This window comes from Paenibacillus sp. FSL R5-0490, from assembly GCF_001956215.1.
Lineage (GTDB): Bacteria > Bacillota > Bacilli > Bacillales > Cytobacillaceae > Cytobacillus.
Genome location: NZ_MRTQ01000009.1, coordinates 114462 through 131768 on the forward strand (window position 1 = coordinate 114462; position 17307 = coordinate 131768).

Here is a 17307-nt window from a genome sequence, read left to right on the forward strand (position 1 = left end):
ATAATTTTCTTGCGGCAATGTTTCATAAGAGAAACGGGTCCGCTGCCGCATGAGGGGAGGGAACGCTGTCAGCTACAAGGACAGCCTGATTATGTCATTAAAGAAAATGATTGAAGAAAAATTCCCGCAGCAGACTAATGAAGATTGGGAACAGAGTGCAGAAAAAGCTCTTAAAGGGAAATCCTTAGAAACATTATCACGAAATACATATGAAAACATAAAATTGAAACCGCTTTATTCCAGAGAGGACCTGACCGAAATACCGTTATCCCAGTATCCGGGAGCAGAAGACTTCAGAAGGGGTTCATATGCTGCCGGCTACCTGGGAGAGGAATGGAAGGTTGCACAGAAAGTTAGTGCTTCAGCTTCTGAAGAGCTGGCAGATAAACTCCTTGCTGCTGTTGCGAAGGGGCAGACAGCGCTGGCTTTCCAGCCAGAACAGTTAACAAACCCAGAGAAGATCAGCATCGCGGTAGGAGAACTTTATAAAAAATATCCTTTCAGTGTGGATGCCGGCCAAAGTCACCGTCAATTAATAGAAGAACTTGCGAGATTAAGTGAAAGTGAAAAAATCTCAGGATATATTGCAGCAGACCCGCTTGCCATTGCTGCTGCAGACAAAATGAACGATCGCTCAATCAATGAGCTATACGAAAATTTGAATGAAACGGCCAATTCGGCAACTGAACATATGCCAAGCCTGAAAACCATCATGGTGAATACTGCTGTTTATCACAATGGCGGCGCGAATGCTGTCCAGGAACTTGCTTTTGCACTGGCAGCAGGAATAAATCACCTGCAGTATTTTCTTGGAAAAGGCAAAAAGATTGAAGAAATTCTATCCAAAATGCTATTTAAGTTTTCTGTTGGTTCAAACTTCTTTATGGAGATTGCCAAGCTTCGTGCGGCAAAGGTTTTATGGGGCAAGGTTGCAGAAGTTTATGGAGCTGAGAGAAACAGTAAAAAAATGGTCATTTCAGCAGAAACGTCCTCATTTACTAAGTCAGCTTATGATTCTTATGTTAATGTGCTGAGAGCAGGGAATGAAGCATTTGCAGCAGTATTGGGAGGAGTCCAATACCTTCATGTCAGTCCATATAATGAACCGGAAGGAGCACACTCTCCTTTTTCGGACCGAATTGCCCGAAACACCCAGCTCATTCTAATGGAAGAGGCGCATCTGCTGAAGGTCTCTGACCCGGCGGGCGGCTCCTGGTATGTGGAACATCTGACGAATGAACTGATTGATAAAGCCTGGGAGCTTTTCCTTGAGATAGAAGAGCTGGGAGGAATGGCTGAAGCCCTCCAGACAGGGTGGGTTCAAAGTCAAATTTCTCAAGTTCATGAGAAGAAGCAGAAAGATGTTCATACAAGAAAACAAAGTATCATTGGAACAAATATCTATGCTAACCCTGATGAAAAGCCGCTTCAATTAGTGGCCGAAACCATAGAAAACAGCAAGAATGTTATCAAGCCAATCCCGCAGGTTCGTCTTTCAGAGTCCTTCGAAGGTTTGCGGAGTTTATCTGAAAGATTAAAGGAAAAGGGAATACATCCTCAAGCAGGGCTAATCTGTCTGGGAGAATTGAAGAATCATAAGGACCGGGCTGATTTTATTGGAGGCTTCCTGGCGCCCGGAGGGTTTGAGGCAGTCAGAAGCGGCTCTATAGAGAACCCGGAAGATGCTGAAGCATTTATCCAAGAAACAAATTGCAGGCATTATTTTATTTGCGGATCAAACGTCCAATATGACAGCATGGCTGTTCCTTTAATTAAACAACTGAAAGAAGCTTTCCCGTCAGCTGCAATCTATTTAGCCGGTCTTCCAGAAGAGAGAAAAAGGGCTGAATTTAAAGTTGCTGGAATCAGCGGATACATTCACGTGAAAAGCGATTGCTATGAAACTCTCTTGACTATGCTGAACGAGATGGAGGTGGCAAACAATGGCCAATAAACCAGATTTTAAAAGCCTGGATATTCATAAAGTAAAACAATCAGCAAAGGATGACTGGAAAAGAAAAGCGGAGGAAGAAATCAATTCATCCATCGATCATCTTCTCTTTGAAACAAATGAGAGGATAAAAATAAAGCCGCTATACACAAACGAAGACCTAAAAGATATGGAGCACTTAAACGATAAGCCGGGGCTTCCTCCATATACAAGGGGGCCTTATTCAACCATGTATGTGAACAGGCCCTGGACTGTCCGTCAATATGCCGGATTTTCTACTGCAGAGGAAAGCAATGCTTTCTACCGCCGCAATCTCGCCATGGGGCAAAAGGGTTTATCAGTCGCTTTTGACCTTGCCACCCATAGAGGCTATGATTCTGATCATCCAAGAGTCGAAGGGGATGTAGGGAAAGCTGGCGTGGCCATTGATTCCATCCTGGACATGAAGACACTGTTTGATGGGATCCCTTTAGATCAAATGTCTGTATCCATGACGATGAATGGTGCAGTTTTACCTGTTATGGCTTTTTATATCGTCACAGCGGAAGAGCAGGGAGTAAGCCAGGAGAAGCTTTCGGGAACGATCCAAAATGATATTTTAAAAGAATATATGGTGCGCAACACCTATATCTATCCGCCGGAAATGTCTATGAAGATCATTGCAGATATATTTGAATACACATCAAAATACATGCCGAAGTTCAATAGCATCAGCATCTCAGGCTATCATATGCAGGAAGCGGGTGCACCAGCTGATATTGAGCTTGCCTATACGCTCGCAGATGGACTTGAATACGTAAGAACCGGACTTAAAGCCGGAATCGATATTGATTCCTTTGCACCGAGGCTCTCGTTTTTCTGGGCTATCGGCATGAACTACTTTATGGAAGTGGCAAAAATGAGGGCAGCCCGCTACATTTGGGCAAAAATGATGAAGACCTTCGAACCCGTTAATCCAAAATCAATGGCGCTTAGAACGCATTCTCAAACCTCAGGCTGGAGCTTGACCGAGCAGGACCCATTCAATAATGTAACAAGAACTCTTATTGAAGCGCATGCAGCAGCGATGGGGCATACTCAATCCCTTCATACGAATGCATTGGACGAAGCCATCGCATTGCCGACGGATTTTTCAGCCCGTATAGCGAGAAATACACAGCTGTACCTTCAGGAGGAAACAGGTATCACGAATGTAATTGATCCATGGGGCGGTTCTTATTATGTAGAGGCACTAACAGATCAGTTAATCAAGCGAGCCTGGGAGCATATTGAGGAAATCGAGAGTCTTGGCGGAATGGCCAGGGCAATTGAGACAGGATTGCCAAAAATGAGAATCGAAGAAGCTGCTGCCAGAAGGCAGGCACAAATTGATTCCGGAAAAGAAACCATTATTGGTGTGAATAAATACAGGCTGGAAAAAGAAGAGCCGATTGACATTCTGGACATCGACAACACAGCTGTACGATTAAAGCAAATCGAAAAGCTGGAGCGGCTAAAGGCCTCCCGCGATAATGAGAAAGTTGCTGAGGCCCTGGAGGCTATTACAAAAGCTGCTGAATCAAGGGAAGGCAACCTTCTTGAGCTTGCAGTAAATGCAGCACGGGTTAGAGCCACTCTTGGCGAAATTTCCGAAGCAATTGAAAAAGTGGCCAGCCGCCATAAAGCGATTATTCGTTCAATCAGCGGGGTTTACAGTTCTGCTTTTTCCAATGAAGAAGAAATTGCAGAAGTAAAGCAGATGACAGATGAATTCCTTGAAAATGAAGGAAGAAGACCGCGGATTCTGATTGCCAAAATGGGGCAGGATGGCCATGACAGGGGAGCAAAAGTCATTTCAACAGCCTTTGCCGATCTTGGTTTTGATGTTGATATCGGCCCTCTGTTCCAGACTCCGGAAGAAACAGCCCTTCAGGCGGTCGAAAATGACGTTCATGTCATTGGCATCAGTTCACTTGCTGCAGGCCATAAAACTCTTCTGCCCCAGCTTGCTGCTGAACTGAAGAAACTGGATAGGGAAGATATTATTGTTGTGATCGGCGGGGTTATTCCGGCACAGGATTATCAATACTTATATGAGCATGGTGCTTCTGCCATTTTTGGCCCGGGCACCGTCATTCCAGTGGCTGCCCAAAAGGTCATCAGAGAGATATACAGCCGTCTTGGGTACGAGGAAGTGACCCAGTAAATGGCAGAGGATAAAAAACCGGAATGGTTTGATGAAGAAAAGGCAGAAAATTTTACAAGCACAGTAAGCAGTGGTGTGGATTCAGGTGAGCAGAAGCAGAAATTCGAGAAAATAGGCAGGTTTCAAAAAAAATCTGCCTCTCTGCCGGATCTTGACGTTCTTGAAGAAGGAATCATGAGTGGCAGCAGACCTGTTCTTGCAAGAGCGATCACTCTGATTGAAAGTAACGCAGAGCATCATTTTCACCATGCACAGGAACTCCTGCACAGGCTTCTGCCTCATTCAGGGCGATCGCTCAGGATTGGGATAACCGGAGTGCCGGGGGCAGGAAAGAGCACGTTCATTGAATCTTTTGGGACATACCTATGTAATGCGGGTTTAAAAACAGCTGTGCTAGCCGTTGATCCAAGCTCAAGCTTGAGCGGCGGCAGCATCCTTGGCGATAAAACAAGAATGGAGCAGCTATCAAGAAACCCGCGTGCTTTCATAAGACCTTCTCCTTCAGCAGGGAAACTGGGAGGTGTCCACAGAAAAACAAGAGAGACCATGCTTCTGTGTGAAGCAGCAGGCTTTGATGTTATTCTCGTTGAAACCGTCGGTGTGGGACAAAGTGAGGTCATTGTCAGGGAAATGGTGGACTTTTTTATGCTCTTAACCTTGACAGGGGCAGGGGATGAATTGCAGGGAATGAAAAAGGGCATTATGGAACTGGCTGATGCGGTAATTGTCAATAAAGCCGATGGAAGCAATAAGAAATTGGCTGAAAAAACAAAAGCAGAGTATAACCGTATCCTTCACTTTCTTCAGCCAGCTACTAAAGGATGGCAAACGAAAGCTTATACCTGCTCTTCTGTCTTTAATGAAGGCATTTCTGAGATCTGGAATGTGATCAAAACGTTTGAAAATACGGCAAAGACATCAGGAGTTTTTGAAGAAAGAAGAAGGCTCCAGACAAAACAATGGATACACTCCATGATTCTGGATCAGCTTCAGTTCAGCTTTTTTTATCATCCCGACATAAAACCGCTTCTTCCAAAAATCGAAAACGAGGTCATAGCAGGGAACAGGACTGTTACATCTGCAGTTGAAGAATTGTTTAATGTTTATACAAAAAGATAGAGCTTTCTGTTTCGGGCAGGCTTTTCCTGAAGGCAAAAAAATGGCCAGTGCCTTGCGGGCACTGGCGAATCTAGGGAGTTTAGGGGTATGGATCTAGCTGTAGTTTTATCTTTCCCCGATAATCCAAAAGCTAAACTTTTTTATTCAAAAAATTGACTTGATTGTAAAATTTACTGATGTATTGGTATTATGTATATAGTCAGGAGAATTTTTTATTGAGGAGCGATGACTTTGAATATGGATTTTAATTTATTTATGAATGATGTTGTCAGGCAGGCGCGTCAGGAAATAACACATGCCGGCTTTACGGAATTAACAACACCTCAAGAAGTGGATGAGTCCCTTAATAAGAAGGGAACTACACTTGTAATGGTGAACTCTGTCTGCGGATGTGCAGGCGGAATTGCCCGTCCTGCAGCCATGCATTCCCTGCATTATGATAAGCGCCCTGACCATTTGGTTACGGTATTTGCCGGACAGGATAAAGAAGCAACCGAAAAAGCAAGATCCTACTTCACAGGTTATCCGCCATCATCACCATCTTTTGCACTTCTAAAAGATGGGGAGCTATGCACGATGATCGAGCGCCACGAAATCGAAGGCCATGAGCCCATGGCAGTCGTCCAGAAACTGCAGGATGCCTTTGAGAAATATTGCGAAGAAGTTTAAATAGCGAAAAGGTCCCGAATAACGGGGCTTTTTTTGTATGAATTTATCTGAATAATTAAACTTCTGATAAATAATTAAAAACCTTATTGCATAAATATAAAAATCTGTTAAAATTCATTTTAGTGAATATTTATTAATAGTTATGCAGAGATTATTCATATTTTTATAGGGGGAAACAAAAATGAAAAAAGTGATCATGTTTGCATTAAGCATGCTCTTGGTTGGTTTACTAGCTGCATGCGGGACTAGTGAAGATGGTAAAAGCGGCTCTGGGGAAAGCTCGGATAAAAAGGTTTTAACAATGGGTACGTCAGCGGATTATCCGCCATTTGAATATGTAGATTCAGCAAAAGGGGAAGAAATCATCGGCTTTGATGTGGATTTGGCCAAAGCGATTGCTGAAAAATTGGGCTATGAAATCCAAGTGAAGGATATGGACTTTAACGGACTGATCCCTGCACTGGAAACAAGCCAGGTTGATTTTGTTTTAGCGGGTATGACTCCTACTGAAGAGCGTAAAGAAAACGTTGATTTCAGCGATGTATATTATACAGCGAGCCACATGATTGTTTCTAAAAAAGGCAGCGGAATTGAATCATTGGAAGATTTAGATGGAAAAACAATAGGTGTGCAGCTTGCTTCCATTCAGGCAGATAAGGCAGAAGAAATTGCTGAAACAGTTGATATGACTGTGGAAAACCGCAACCGCATCCCTGAATTAATTCAGGAAATCATGGCAGGCCGATTTGATGCAGCCATGATTGAAGACACGGTTGCAAAAGGGTATTTTGAAAAAAATAAAGACCTGGCCGGTTTCACAATTGAAGAAGATGAAACAGAGGCAGGTTCGGCCATTGCTTTTCCTAAAGGCAGTGAATTAACTGAAGAATTCAATGCAGAACTTTTGAAGATGAAAGAAAACGGTGAATTGGAAGAATTGATCGTAAAATGGTTTGATAACAAATAATTCGCTGGGAATTGGCGTCCAAGGCATATCTTCCTTTGGACGCTTTATTCTTCTTTAGAAAATAAATTACTTACAGAAAGGATGGAAAGATAGTGAATCTGGATTTTCAGCAGTTCATTCCCTCCCTTCCATATATACTTAAAGGCATTGGTGTCACGCTTCAAATTGTGTCTATGGCAGGCATACTGGGTTTTGTATTAGGTATAATTCTATCATTCTTTAAAATTAGCAAATTTAAATTTCTTGGCTGGATTGCGGATGCCTACACATCCGTTTTTAGGGGAACACCTCTTGTTCTTCAACTGATGCTTATCTATTATGGGTCACCCCAGCTGATCGGATATAAAATTGATCCTTCCACAGCTGCCGTCCTGTCTTTTGGGCTTAATTCAGCGGCCTATATATCTGAGATCATCAGGGCGGGAATCCTGGCCGTGGATAAAGGCCAAAGTGAAGCGGCAATGGCACTGGGTGTTCCATACAGGCCGGCCATGATGGATATCATACTTCCGCAGGCAATGAAAAACATTTTGCCTGCCTTAATGAACGAGTTTATTACTCTTACAAAAGAGTCTGCGATCGTAACAGTCATTGGAGTAACAGACGTGATGCGCCGGGCTTACATCGTGGGAGGCGAAAAGTTTTCCTACTTCGAACCGATACTGATTGCCGGGCTGATTTATTACATTATGGTAATGGTCCTGACTGTGCTTGGCAAAGGAATTGAAAGGAGAATGAGACGCAGTGATTAAAGTGGAAAATTTGCATAAGCATTTCGGTAAACTTGAAGTTCTTAAAGGAATTTCAACCAATATTCAAGATGGCGAAGTAGTGGCTGTAATAGGTCCGTCCGGTTCCGGGAAGTCTACGTTCCTCCGCTGCATCAATCTTCTGGAATTGCCAACAGACGGCAGGATCATGATTAATGGGCAGGACATTACGGATAAAAGCACAAACATAATGAAAGTGCGCCAAAATGTGGGGATGGTATTTCAGCATTTTCATTTATTCCCCCATAAAACTGCCCTGCAAAACCTGACATATGCACCGATGAAGGTTAAGGGATTATCAAAATCAGAAGCTGAGAAAACAGCGCTCGAGCTTTTGGAGAAGGTCGGATTATCTGCTAAAGCACACGAATACCCCAATCGTTTATCAGGGGGGCAGAAACAAAGGGTTGCGATTGCAAGAGCTCTTGCCATGCAGCCTGAAGTTATGCTTTTTGATGAGCCAACATCTGCGCTGGACCCGGAAATGGTGAAAGAAGTGCTGGACGTTATGAAGAATTTAGCACATACTGGCATGACAATGGCGATAGTTACCCATGAAATGGGCTTTGCCCGTGAAGTGGCAGACAGGGTGCTGTTCCTGGATGGCGGTGTGCTTGTAGAGGATTCTTCTCCTGAAGAATTTTTTTCTAATCCTAAGAGTGATCGTGCAAGGGATTTCTTGCAAAAAATGCTATAATCGATATATGCTATGGGAGAAGATGATCAACATGATCATCTTCTCTTTCGCATTTAAATACCAGACAGCCTTCTTAAAATTAGATGGGGCAATTGAATATAGGAGTTTGAATAAATGAAGTACAGAATTGGCTACCGGACAATCAAGACTGCAGTGGGGACTTCCATCAGCATCATGATTGCACAGATGCTGCAGCTTGATAATTTTGTTTCTGCAGGCATCCTGACTATATTATGCATAAAAGTCACAAAGAAAAAATCACTTCGGGCTTCATGGGACCGATTTTTTGCCTGTCTGCTGGCAATGGCATTTTCTTCTTTGTTTTTTGAGGGCATTGCTTACCATCCGCTTGTAATCGGACTGCTGCTGCTGTTTTTTATTCCGGCAGCTGTTATGGCAAAGGCCAGCGATGGAATTGTAACAAGTTCAGTTATTATTTTGCATATTTATTCTGCAGGAGAGGTCTCAAAGGACCTCTTGCTAAATGAATTGGGCATAATTATTGTCGGAATCGGTGTAGCACTAATCGCAAACCTTTACATGCCGAGCCTGGAATCGAAGCTTAAGGAATATAGACTTGAAATAGAAGAAAACTTTAAGGTTATCTTTGACGAAATCGTGAGGTATTTGCGTACCCATGAAAGCAGCTGGGACGGCAGAGAAATTACTGAAACAATGGAAATGATCGATGAGGCAAAAGCGCTGGCCTTCAGGGATGTTGAAAATCACTTTCGAAGAGATGAAAATTTATATTATCATTATTTCAAAATGAGAGAAAAACAATTTGAAATTATTGAGAGGGTTCTTCCAAGTGTTACTTCCATAGCACTCCCTGTTGAACAGGGAGAGATGATCGCTGATTTTATTGAAGAATTATCGGAACATATCCACCCGGGCAATACGGCCCTGCTATTCCTGGAGAAATTGTACCGTATGAAGGTTTCTTTTGAAAATATGGAGCTCCCCAAAACGAGGGAGGAATTTGAAGCACGTGCTGCCTTGCTTCACTTTGTAAAAGAAATGGAACAGTATTTAATTATTAAGAGCTCTTTTAAAGGTTTAAAGGATAAGGAAATGAATCAAAGCGGGACTGCAGAAGCAAACTAAGGAAAAGGAATTGGAGCGTGAATTGTCATGCTGAAGTTTGCTGCAGCGGCCATTCTGTTTTTTTCACTTTCCCCAATCTGGCCATTGGGACTGAATCCGCTGCCTGGAGATCCATTTCTGATTGTCAATAAACGCACAAATGAAGTTGCGTTTATACAGAATCATAAAGTGCAGAATATCATCACAGCTGCAACCGGGAAAACGGATGACCTTACACCGGAAGGGCTGTTCACTGTGACTGTAAAGGCAGCTGATCCTTACTACAGAAAAAAGGACATAAAAGGCGGTGACCCCCGGAATCCGCTCGGCACAAGGTGGATTGGGTTTGACGCAGAAAATACTGATGGCAGAATCTACGGCATTCACGGGACGAACAATCCTTCGTCCATCGGCAGATATGTCTCCAATGGATGTATCCGATTGCAGAATGAGGCAGTCGAGTCGTTATATGAATCCGTGCCGCTTGGAACAAAAATCTTAGTAGTCACCTCAGCTAAGAGCTTTGACGAACTTGGAAGAGATTACGGTGCCATAAAAAAAGATAATTGAAAGAATGTACAGCTGCATCTGAATGGATGCAGTTTTTTTATGAGCTTAGTGAACGCCAGCTTCGGACTCTGCAGTTCCATATTTCCGCCTATGCTGTCAGAAGTTTGACTTTATTCGGACTCTAACCCTCGGATTATTGCTTTTTGTGTCCCAAGTCCCTACAGCTCGTTAGGTTTCAGTAAAAGTCACTAACAGTTCAAAGTTTATTTTCCGCAAAAAAAGCTGCCCGGAATTGCCATCCGGAGCAGCTGAAAAATGAATAGAGTTCCCTTGTTATAAAAACATCGCCATACCCATAATGAGAGTAGATGCGAGCATTGCAAATATCATTAAATAGACAATTACTTTCGCCAGTTTCTTATTTGACATTCTATGCCTCCTCGTCCCAATTCTTACTCTTATTTTACTAAGAATCATCAAATTGAACAACCGCTCAATTTTTTAAAAGGATTTTCGACATTTATAACGAATATTTAAATAATAGATTTAAAAATATGCCCACATTCTGCGGGGAAATGATATATTTCGACATCCATGAGGAGGGAAACAGATGATTAAGAAGGTGGACCATATTGGAATTGCTGTCAGGTCTATCGATAAAGCGCTTCCATTCTATACTGAAACGCTCCAGCTTAAATTACTCGGAATAGAGGAAGTAGACAGCCAGGGAGTAAAGGTTGCATTTATTAAAGCAGGGGAAACGAAACTAGAGCTGCTCGAGCCGACAAGTGAAGATAGCCCAATTGCCAAGTTTATAGAAAAGCGGGGAGAAGGGCTGCATCATGTAGCACTGGGAGTTGACAGCATACAAGAACGCATAAACGAAATGAAGGAACAGGGTATCAGGATGCTGCAGGATGAACCGAAGATTGGTGCGGGCGGTGCCCATGTAGCCTTTATGCATCCGAAGTCAACAGGCGGTATTTTATATGAATTCTGTGAAAAGAAAGGATTGAAATAAGGCATGGCAGACATCTATGAGAAAATAAATGAGTTATACGACAGGCGCAGGGAAGTAGAACTGGGCGGAGGGGATGAGCGTATACAAAAACAGCATGAAAAAGGAAAACTGACTGCCCGGGAACGAATCGATTTATTAGTAGATCCGGGAACTTTCGTTGAGCTTAATCCATTTATTGAGCACCGCAGCACGGATTTTGGACTGGAAAACCAAAAAGGGCCTGGAGATGGTGTTGTAACTGGATATGGAAAGGTCAACGGACGTCCTATCTTCTTATTTTCACAGGACTTTACCGTTTTTGGGGGCGCCCTCGGGGAAATGCATGCAAAAAAAATTGCCAATGTAATGGATTTAGCAGCTGAAAATGGAGCTCCATTTGTAGGCTTGAATGATTCCGGCGGCGCCAGAATTCAGGAAGGTGTTGTTTCCCTTGATGGGTACGGCCATATTTTCTACCGGAATTCCATTTATTCAGGAGTGATTCCGCAGATATCAGTCATCATGGGGCCTTGTGCCGGTGGTGCAGTATATTCTCCGGCGATTACGGATTTTGTCTTTATGGTGGAAAAGACGAGCCAGATGTTCATAACCGGACCAAAAGTAATCGAAACGGTGACTGGGGAAAAGATTTCACCTGAGGATCTGGGCGGTGCGCGTGTGCACAATACGATCAGCGGAAACGCACACTTTAGAGGGGAGTCCGAAGAAGAAGTGATTGGGCAGGTGCGAAGTCTGTTAAGCTACCTTCCACAGAATAACGAAGAAAAACCGCCTATGTCCGAATGGGAAGAAGATGATGATTACCGTCCGGATTTGACAGACGTTATTCCCTTTGATGCCCTTCGTCCATATGACGTCCGAAAAGTCATTGAACAGGTAGTGGATAAAGATACTTTTTTGGAGGTGCAGCGCGACTTCGCTAAAAATATTGTAGTCGGCCTTGCCCGGATCAAGGGTGAAACGGTGGGTCTCGTCTGCAATCAGCCGAAGGTGATGGCAGGTGGCCTTGATATAGATTCTTCCGATAAGGCTTCAAGATTTATCCGGTTCTGTGATTCCTTTAATATTCCACTTATAACATTTGAGGACGTTACAGGATTTTTCCCGGGGGTTAAACAGGAGCATGGCGGAATTATACGGCACGGAGCAAAGATTCTCTATGCTTACTCAGAAGCAACGGTGCCTAAGCTTACTGTTATTCTAAGAAAAGCATTCGGAGGAGCTTATGTTGCGCTTAACAGTAAATCTATTGGCGCAGATCTTGTTTTTGCATGGCCGAATGCGGAAGTAGCCGTAATGGGTCCTCAAGGTGCAGCCAACATTATTTTTGCAAGGGAAATCCAGAACAGTGATGATCCCGAGGCCACCAGGGCACAAAAAATCGAAGAGTACAGAGAAAAGTTCGCCAATCCATATGTGGCGGCAAGCCGGGGTATGGTGGATGATGTCATCGATCCGCGTGAAACCAGAATCAAGCTCATTCAGGCGCTTGAAATGCTGCGCAATAAAAAAGAAAGCAGGCCTCATAAAAAGCATGGAAATATCCCGCTATAATGGATTCCTGATTTGCTGTGCCAAAATTTTGGAGTTATACTTGCTTAGTAAGCTTAAATTTGGAGGTTTGTACATAAATGATTAATGAGGAACGCTTATTAAACGAATTTCTGGAACTGGTGCAAATTGATTCTGAAACAAAGTATGAAGCTCAAATTGCCAAAGTTTTGAAGAAAAAATTCAGGGATCTTGGGGTTGAGGTGTACGAAGACGATACAACTGCACAGACCGGACACGGTGCAGGCAACCTCATCTGCACTCTTCAGGGTACTAAAGAAGAAACAGACACAATTTATTTCACTTCCCATATGGATACGGTTGTTCCTGGAAAAGGAATTAAACCTTCCATCAAGGACGGCTATGTGGTAACAGATGGAACAACGATCCTGGGTGCAGACGACAAGGCAGGACTTGCCGTTATGCTCGAAATTGTTAAAGTCCTGAAAGAGCAGAATATTGCTCATGGAACTATTCAGTTCATTATCACAGTTGGTGAAGAATCCGGACTGGTTGGAGCTAAGGTTCTTGATCCTTCACTTGTTAAAGCAAAGTTCGGCTATGCATTGGACAGTGACGGCAAAGTCGGAAATATAATCGTTGCCGCTCCAACCCAGGCTAAAGTGAAAGCTGCTATTCTGGGGAAAACAGCTCATGCAGGTGTTGCTCCTGAGAAGGGCATTTCTGCCATCACGATGGCATCAAAAGCGATTTCAAGAATGCCGCTGGGCCGCATTGATGAAGAGACAACGGCTAATATCGGGCGTTTTGAAGGCGGTCAGCAGACGAATATCGTATGTGACCATGTTGATGTATTAGCAGAAGCACGTTCATTAATTCCTGAAAAAATGGAACAGCAGGTAGCAAAAATGAAGGAAGCATTTGAAAGTGCTGCCGAAGAAATGGGCGGCAAAGCTGAAGTGGATGTTCAGGTTATGTACCCTGGCTTTAAATTTGGCGAAGGTGATCATGTCGTTGAAGTAGCACGCAGAGCGGCTGCAAAGATCGGCCGCAGCTCTGAGCTTCTTCACAGCGGCGGAGGAAGCGATGCAAACGTGATCGCCGGCTTTGGCATTCCTACAGTTAACCTTGCTGTCGGCTATGAAGAAATTCATACAACCAATGAGCGCATGCCTATTGAAGAATTAAATAAATTGGCTGAAATGGTCATTGCCATTATTGAAGAAGTATCAGCTTAAACAGCAAGAGAGAGAGAACCAATGCGGTTCTCTTTTTTTACTGCAGCAATCTATTATTTCCTCACTAGTTAGAAAATAATGGCTATGGTATATTAGTTCTATACATAAGAGTTTCCGGGGAGGAAATAGGATGATTGAAAATAATAAAGCTGTCGTTTTCAAGGCAGGAAATGAGGAATATGCTACACCGGTTCCTTTTGTTATATCCATTGAGAAAATGGAGGGCATTACACCGATACCTCATTTGCCCAGCTATGTAAGAGGAATCGTTAAAGTCAGGGGAGAGCTTATTCCGGTTGTTGATTTCGAAGAAATTCTATACAGCCGGACACTGGTTGATAGTGAGTCCGCAAGAATGATCGTGCTGCAGACAGACGAGCTATCATTCGCCGTTCTTGTAAATGAAGCCAAGGAAATTCTTGATATTCCAGAAGACTGTCTGAAACAGCCAGGTCTGATTGCCTATCAAAAAACCAATTATTTCACAGGTGTGGCTAATATCGATAATAGGCTGATTACTATAATCGATCCTTTAAAGCTGGTGGAATCACTGGAGGGAATAAGAGAAATAAAAGAGTATATGAAAACACAGCATACAACTGCATAGCGGACGAATTCTGGAACAGGGGATCAGAGAGAGATTCCCTGTTTTCGCTTTTTCAAAAAGCCCCTGATTAATAGAAAAGAAAAATATTTGCTAAAATAGAACTGAATTATATTTACAGGGAAGTGCCGGCATGAAACAAATGTATCCGAAAAACGGGAGAGTTATCCTTCATGTTGATATGAATAGTTTTTATGCTTCTGTTGAGATGGCTTATGATCCCTCACTAAAGGGTAAGCCTTTAGCAATCGCAGGAAATCCGGAGGAGAGACGCGGTATTATTGTAACTTGCAGCTATGAGGCAAGGGAATTCGGGGTGAAAACCACCATGCCTCTATGGGAGGCTAAAAAGCTCTGTCCCCAGCTGATTATCATGAAGCCCAATTTTGAGAGATATCGTGCAGCTTCCATGGGGATGTTTGATATATTGCGCGAATATTCCTCCCTTGTTGAACCCGTATCCATTGATGAAGGATATGTGGACATAACAGACAGCTATGAGTTTGGGAGCCCGATAGAAATTGCCGGGACAATACAAAAGCAGGTTTTTCAGCAGCTCGATTTGCCCTGCAGCATAGGTGTTGCCCCTAATAAATTTTTAGCCAAGATGGCTTCCGACATGAAAAAACCAATGGGGATTACAATACTCAGAAAAAGAGATGTACCGCATATCCTATGGCCGATGGAAGTGGAAGAAATGCACGGAGTCGGCAGAAAAACCGGAGAAAAACTGAGAAACCTCAATATCACCACAATTGGCGAATTGGCAAAAGCCGATGAAATTATTTTAAAAGCAGCATTGGGCATTAATGGACCCAGGCTGAAACAAAAGGCCAATGGCCAGGATTTTAGAAAAGTCGATCCCGACTCGGCATCTGAATTTAAAAGTGTAGGGAATTCGACCACACTGCCAAGGGATGTCTCAAATCAAAGAGAACTGCTCCAGGTATTTGAAAAGCTGGCTGCACAGGTTTCTTCCAGATTGAAAAGGAAAAAAGTTATGGCGGTGTCTCTCGGGATTACTATCCGGTATAAGGACCGAAAAACCATTACAAGAAGCCGAAAACTGAAAAATCCGATTCAGCATAATGATGAAATTTACCAAATAGCAAAAGAGCTTTTTATAAAACATTGGAATGGAAATGCAGTACGGCTTCTGGGCATTACAGGAACAGACCTTGTCGAACCCGAACAGGCGGTTAAACAGCTGGATCTGTTCAGTTTTGAAAAAGATGCCAAAAAGGAGCCGTTATTTCAGACAATGGATCTTTTGCGCAAGAAATACGGCACTAAAATAATCGACAATGCGGGTGCACTTTCGGACATGAAATTGACCAGCCCCAAAATCGGCACTGACACCAGTTTTAATAAAGACTTTTTGCATGGCAGGCCAGGAAGAATAGATAAAAAAGAAAAAGATGATCATTCATGAGTTTTTCAGACAGCTATAAGCAAAACTAAGACAGGAAAGTTGAATCAGAATAGGAATCTTGCTAAAGTATAGTGGATTATTTTATTGGATTTTGTATGTAACGCATTAAGCCTGGAAGGGAAGGTAATAAATGATGACGAAATCACAGTTTGGTGTTATCGGCTTAGCTGTCATGGGCAAAAATCTTGCCATGAATATTGAAAGCAGAGGGTACTCAGTATCTGTTTTTAACCGGTCACGTGAAAAAACGGATGAGATGCTTAAGGAAGTGGAAGGAAGAAACTTTAAAGGTACATATACAATTGAAGAGTTTGTTGATTCTCTGGAAAAACCCCGCAAAATCATGCTTATGGTGAAAGCAGGGGGTCCGACAGATGCGACAATTGAGCAGTTAAAGCCTCTGCTGGATAAAGATGATATTCTGATTGATGGAGGGAATACCTTCTTTGTGGATACGCAGCGCCGCAATAAGGAATTAAGCGAGCTGGGCATCCATTTCATCGGTACGGGTGTTTCCGGCGGTGAAGAGGGCGCTCTAAAGGGTCCTTCCATTATGCCTGGCGGCCAAAAAGAAGCCTACGAGCTGGTTGCCCCGATTTTTCAAGATATTGCTGCAAAGGTTAATGGCGAAGCATGCACCACATACATTGGTCCGGATGGGGCAGGACATTATGTGAAAATGGTGCATAACGGTATTGAATACGGCGATATGCAGCTGATTTCCGAATCTTATTTTCTTTTGAAAAACGTGCTTGGTTTGACTGCTGAAGAGCTCCATGAAGTATTCGCAGATTGGAATAAAGGCGAACTTGACAGCTATCTGATTGAAATTACGGCTGATATTTTCACAAAAAAAGATAAGGAAACCGGAAAGCCGCTGGTAGATGTTATCCTTGATACAGCAGGCCAAAAGGGAACCGGCAAATGGACAAGCCAAAGTGCGCTTGACCTCGGTGTACCGCTTCCGATCATTACTGAATCTGTTTTTGCCCGATTCATTTCTGCTATGAAAGAAGAGCGTGTCAACGCAAGCAAAGTTCTTCGCGGGCCAGTTGCATCGGAATTCACCGGCGATAAGAAAGCCTTTATCGAGAGTGTCCGTAAAGCCCTTTACATGAGTAAAATCTGCTCATACGCACAAGGCTTTGCTCAAATGAGAGCAGCATCCGAAGAATATGGATGGGATTTGAAATACGGTGATATTGCAATGATTTTCCGCGGAGGATGCATCATCCGTGCCCAATTCCTTCAAAAAATTAAGGAAGCATATGACCGTGAGCCTGGTTTAAAGAACCTGCTTCTTGATCCGTATTTTAAGGAAATCGTGGAAAGCTACCAGGATGCTGCCCGTGAAATTATCAGCGTCGCTGTAAAGAACGGCATTCCTGTACCATGCTTTGCTGCTGCTTTGTCCTATTATGACAGCTACCGAACAGAAACATTGCCTGCAAACCTTCTTCAGGCACAGCGTGACTACTTTGGTGCACACACCTATCAGCGTACAGACAAAGAAGGCATTTTTCATACAAACTGGATGGAATAAAAA

The 17307-nt window shown here is 43.2% G+C and carries 16 protein-coding genes; 15 read left to right on the plus strand and 1 reads right to left on the minus strand.

Annotated features, from left to right (window positions below):
- The first annotated feature begins 91 nt into the window (after positions 1–91).
- From BK139_RS09545 to BK139_RS09585, 9 genes are all read left to right on the plus strand, one after another.
- The gene (locus tag BK139_RS09545; RefSeq protein WP_076258099.1) at positions 92–1954 is read left to right on the plus strand and encodes a methylmalonyl-CoA mutase family protein; all 1863 of its coding nucleotides are present in this window, start codon (positions 92–94) and stop codon (positions 1952–1954) included.
- Positions 1944–4136, plus strand: a complete 2193-nt coding sequence (gene scpA, locus BK139_RS09550; protein ID WP_076258100.1) for a methylmalonyl-CoA mutase — start codon at positions 1944–1946, stop codon at positions 4134–4136. Before BK139_RS09545 ends, scpA begins: the two co-directional genes overlap by 11 nt.
- Positions 4137–5255, plus strand: coding sequence for a methylmalonyl Co-A mutase-associated GTPase MeaB (meaB, locus tag BK139_RS09555; RefSeq protein ID WP_076258101.1), 1119 nt, complete (start codon positions 4137–4139; stop codon positions 5253–5255).
- Positions 5256–5486: 231 nt separating this feature from the next.
- A complete protein-coding gene (locus tag BK139_RS09560) occupies positions 5487–5924 on the plus strand; it encodes a BrxA/BrxB family bacilliredoxin (RefSeq protein ID WP_076258102.1) in 438 nt (145 codons plus the stop codon).
- A gap of 181 nt (positions 5925–6105) precedes the next feature.
- Entirely contained in the window at positions 6106–6891 is a 786-nt protein-coding gene (locus tag BK139_RS09565) for a transporter substrate-binding domain-containing protein (protein ID WP_076258103.1), read from the plus strand.
- A 92-nt stretch (positions 6892–6983) separates the two neighbouring features.
- On the plus strand, positions 6984–7643 hold the full coding sequence (locus tag BK139_RS09570) for an amino acid ABC transporter permease (RefSeq protein ID WP_035330029.1): 660 nt from the start codon (positions 6984–6986) through the stop codon (positions 7641–7643).
- The gene (locus BK139_RS09575; RefSeq protein WP_076258104.1) at positions 7636–8358 is read left to right on the plus strand and encodes an amino acid ABC transporter ATP-binding protein; all 723 of its coding nucleotides are present in this window, start codon (positions 7636–7638) and stop codon (positions 8356–8358) included. The genes BK139_RS09570 and BK139_RS09575 overlap by 8 nt, the downstream gene beginning before the upstream one ends.
- A gap of 114 nt (positions 8359–8472) precedes the next feature.
- Positions 8473–9465, plus strand: a complete 993-nt coding sequence (locus BK139_RS09580; protein ID WP_076258105.1) for an aromatic acid exporter family protein — start codon at positions 8473–8475, stop codon at positions 9463–9465.
- Positions 9466–9492: 27 nt separating this feature from the next.
- Positions 9493–10014, plus strand: a complete 522-nt coding sequence (locus tag BK139_RS09585; RefSeq protein WP_175609093.1) for a L,D-transpeptidase — start codon at positions 9493–9495, stop codon at positions 10012–10014.
- A gap of 273 nt (positions 10015–10287) precedes the next feature.
- Here BK139_RS09585 and prli42 read toward each other — a convergent pair whose 3' ends face one another.
- Positions 10288–10383, minus strand: a complete 96-nt coding sequence (prli42, locus tag BK139_RS23930; RefSeq protein WP_175609094.1) for a stressosome-associated protein Prli42 — start codon at positions 10381–10383, stop codon at positions 10288–10290.
- 181 nt (positions 10384–10564) lie between these two features.
- Here prli42 and mce point away from each other — a divergent pair, with 181 nt between their 5' ends.
- The 6 genes from mce (at position 10565) to gndA (ending at position 17304) form a co-directional block, all read left to right on the plus strand.
- Positions 10565–10975: a methylmalonyl-CoA epimerase gene (gene mce / locus BK139_RS09590; RefSeq protein ID WP_076258107.1), complete on the plus strand. Its 411-nt coding sequence runs from the start codon at positions 10565–10567 to the stop codon at positions 10973–10975.
- Positions 10976–10978: 3 nt separating this feature from the next.
- A complete protein-coding gene (locus tag BK139_RS09595; RefSeq protein ID WP_076258108.1) occupies positions 10979–12529 on the plus strand; it encodes an acyl-CoA carboxylase subunit beta in 1551 nt (516 codons plus the stop codon).
- Positions 12530–12606: 77 nt separating this feature from the next.
- Entirely contained in the window at positions 12607–13725 is a 1119-nt protein-coding gene (locus tag BK139_RS09600) for a tripeptidase T (RefSeq protein WP_076258109.1), read from the plus strand.
- Between the two features lie 130 nt (positions 13726–13855).
- Entirely contained in the window at positions 13856–14332 is a 477-nt protein-coding gene (locus tag BK139_RS09605) for a chemotaxis protein CheW (protein ID WP_076258110.1), read from the plus strand.
- A gap of 130 nt (positions 14333–14462) precedes the next feature.
- Positions 14463–15761 (plus strand): DNA polymerase IV, encoded by a 1299-nt coding sequence (locus BK139_RS09610; RefSeq protein WP_076258111.1) that lies wholly within the window; start codon positions 14463–14465, stop codon positions 15759–15761.
- 133 nt (positions 15762–15894) lie between these two features.
- The gene (gene gndA, locus BK139_RS09615) at positions 15895–17304 is read left to right on the plus strand and encodes an NADP-dependent phosphogluconate dehydrogenase (protein WP_076258160.1); all 1410 of its coding nucleotides are present in this window, start codon (positions 15895–15897) and stop codon (positions 17302–17304) included.
- Positions 17305–17307 lie beyond the last annotated feature (3 nt).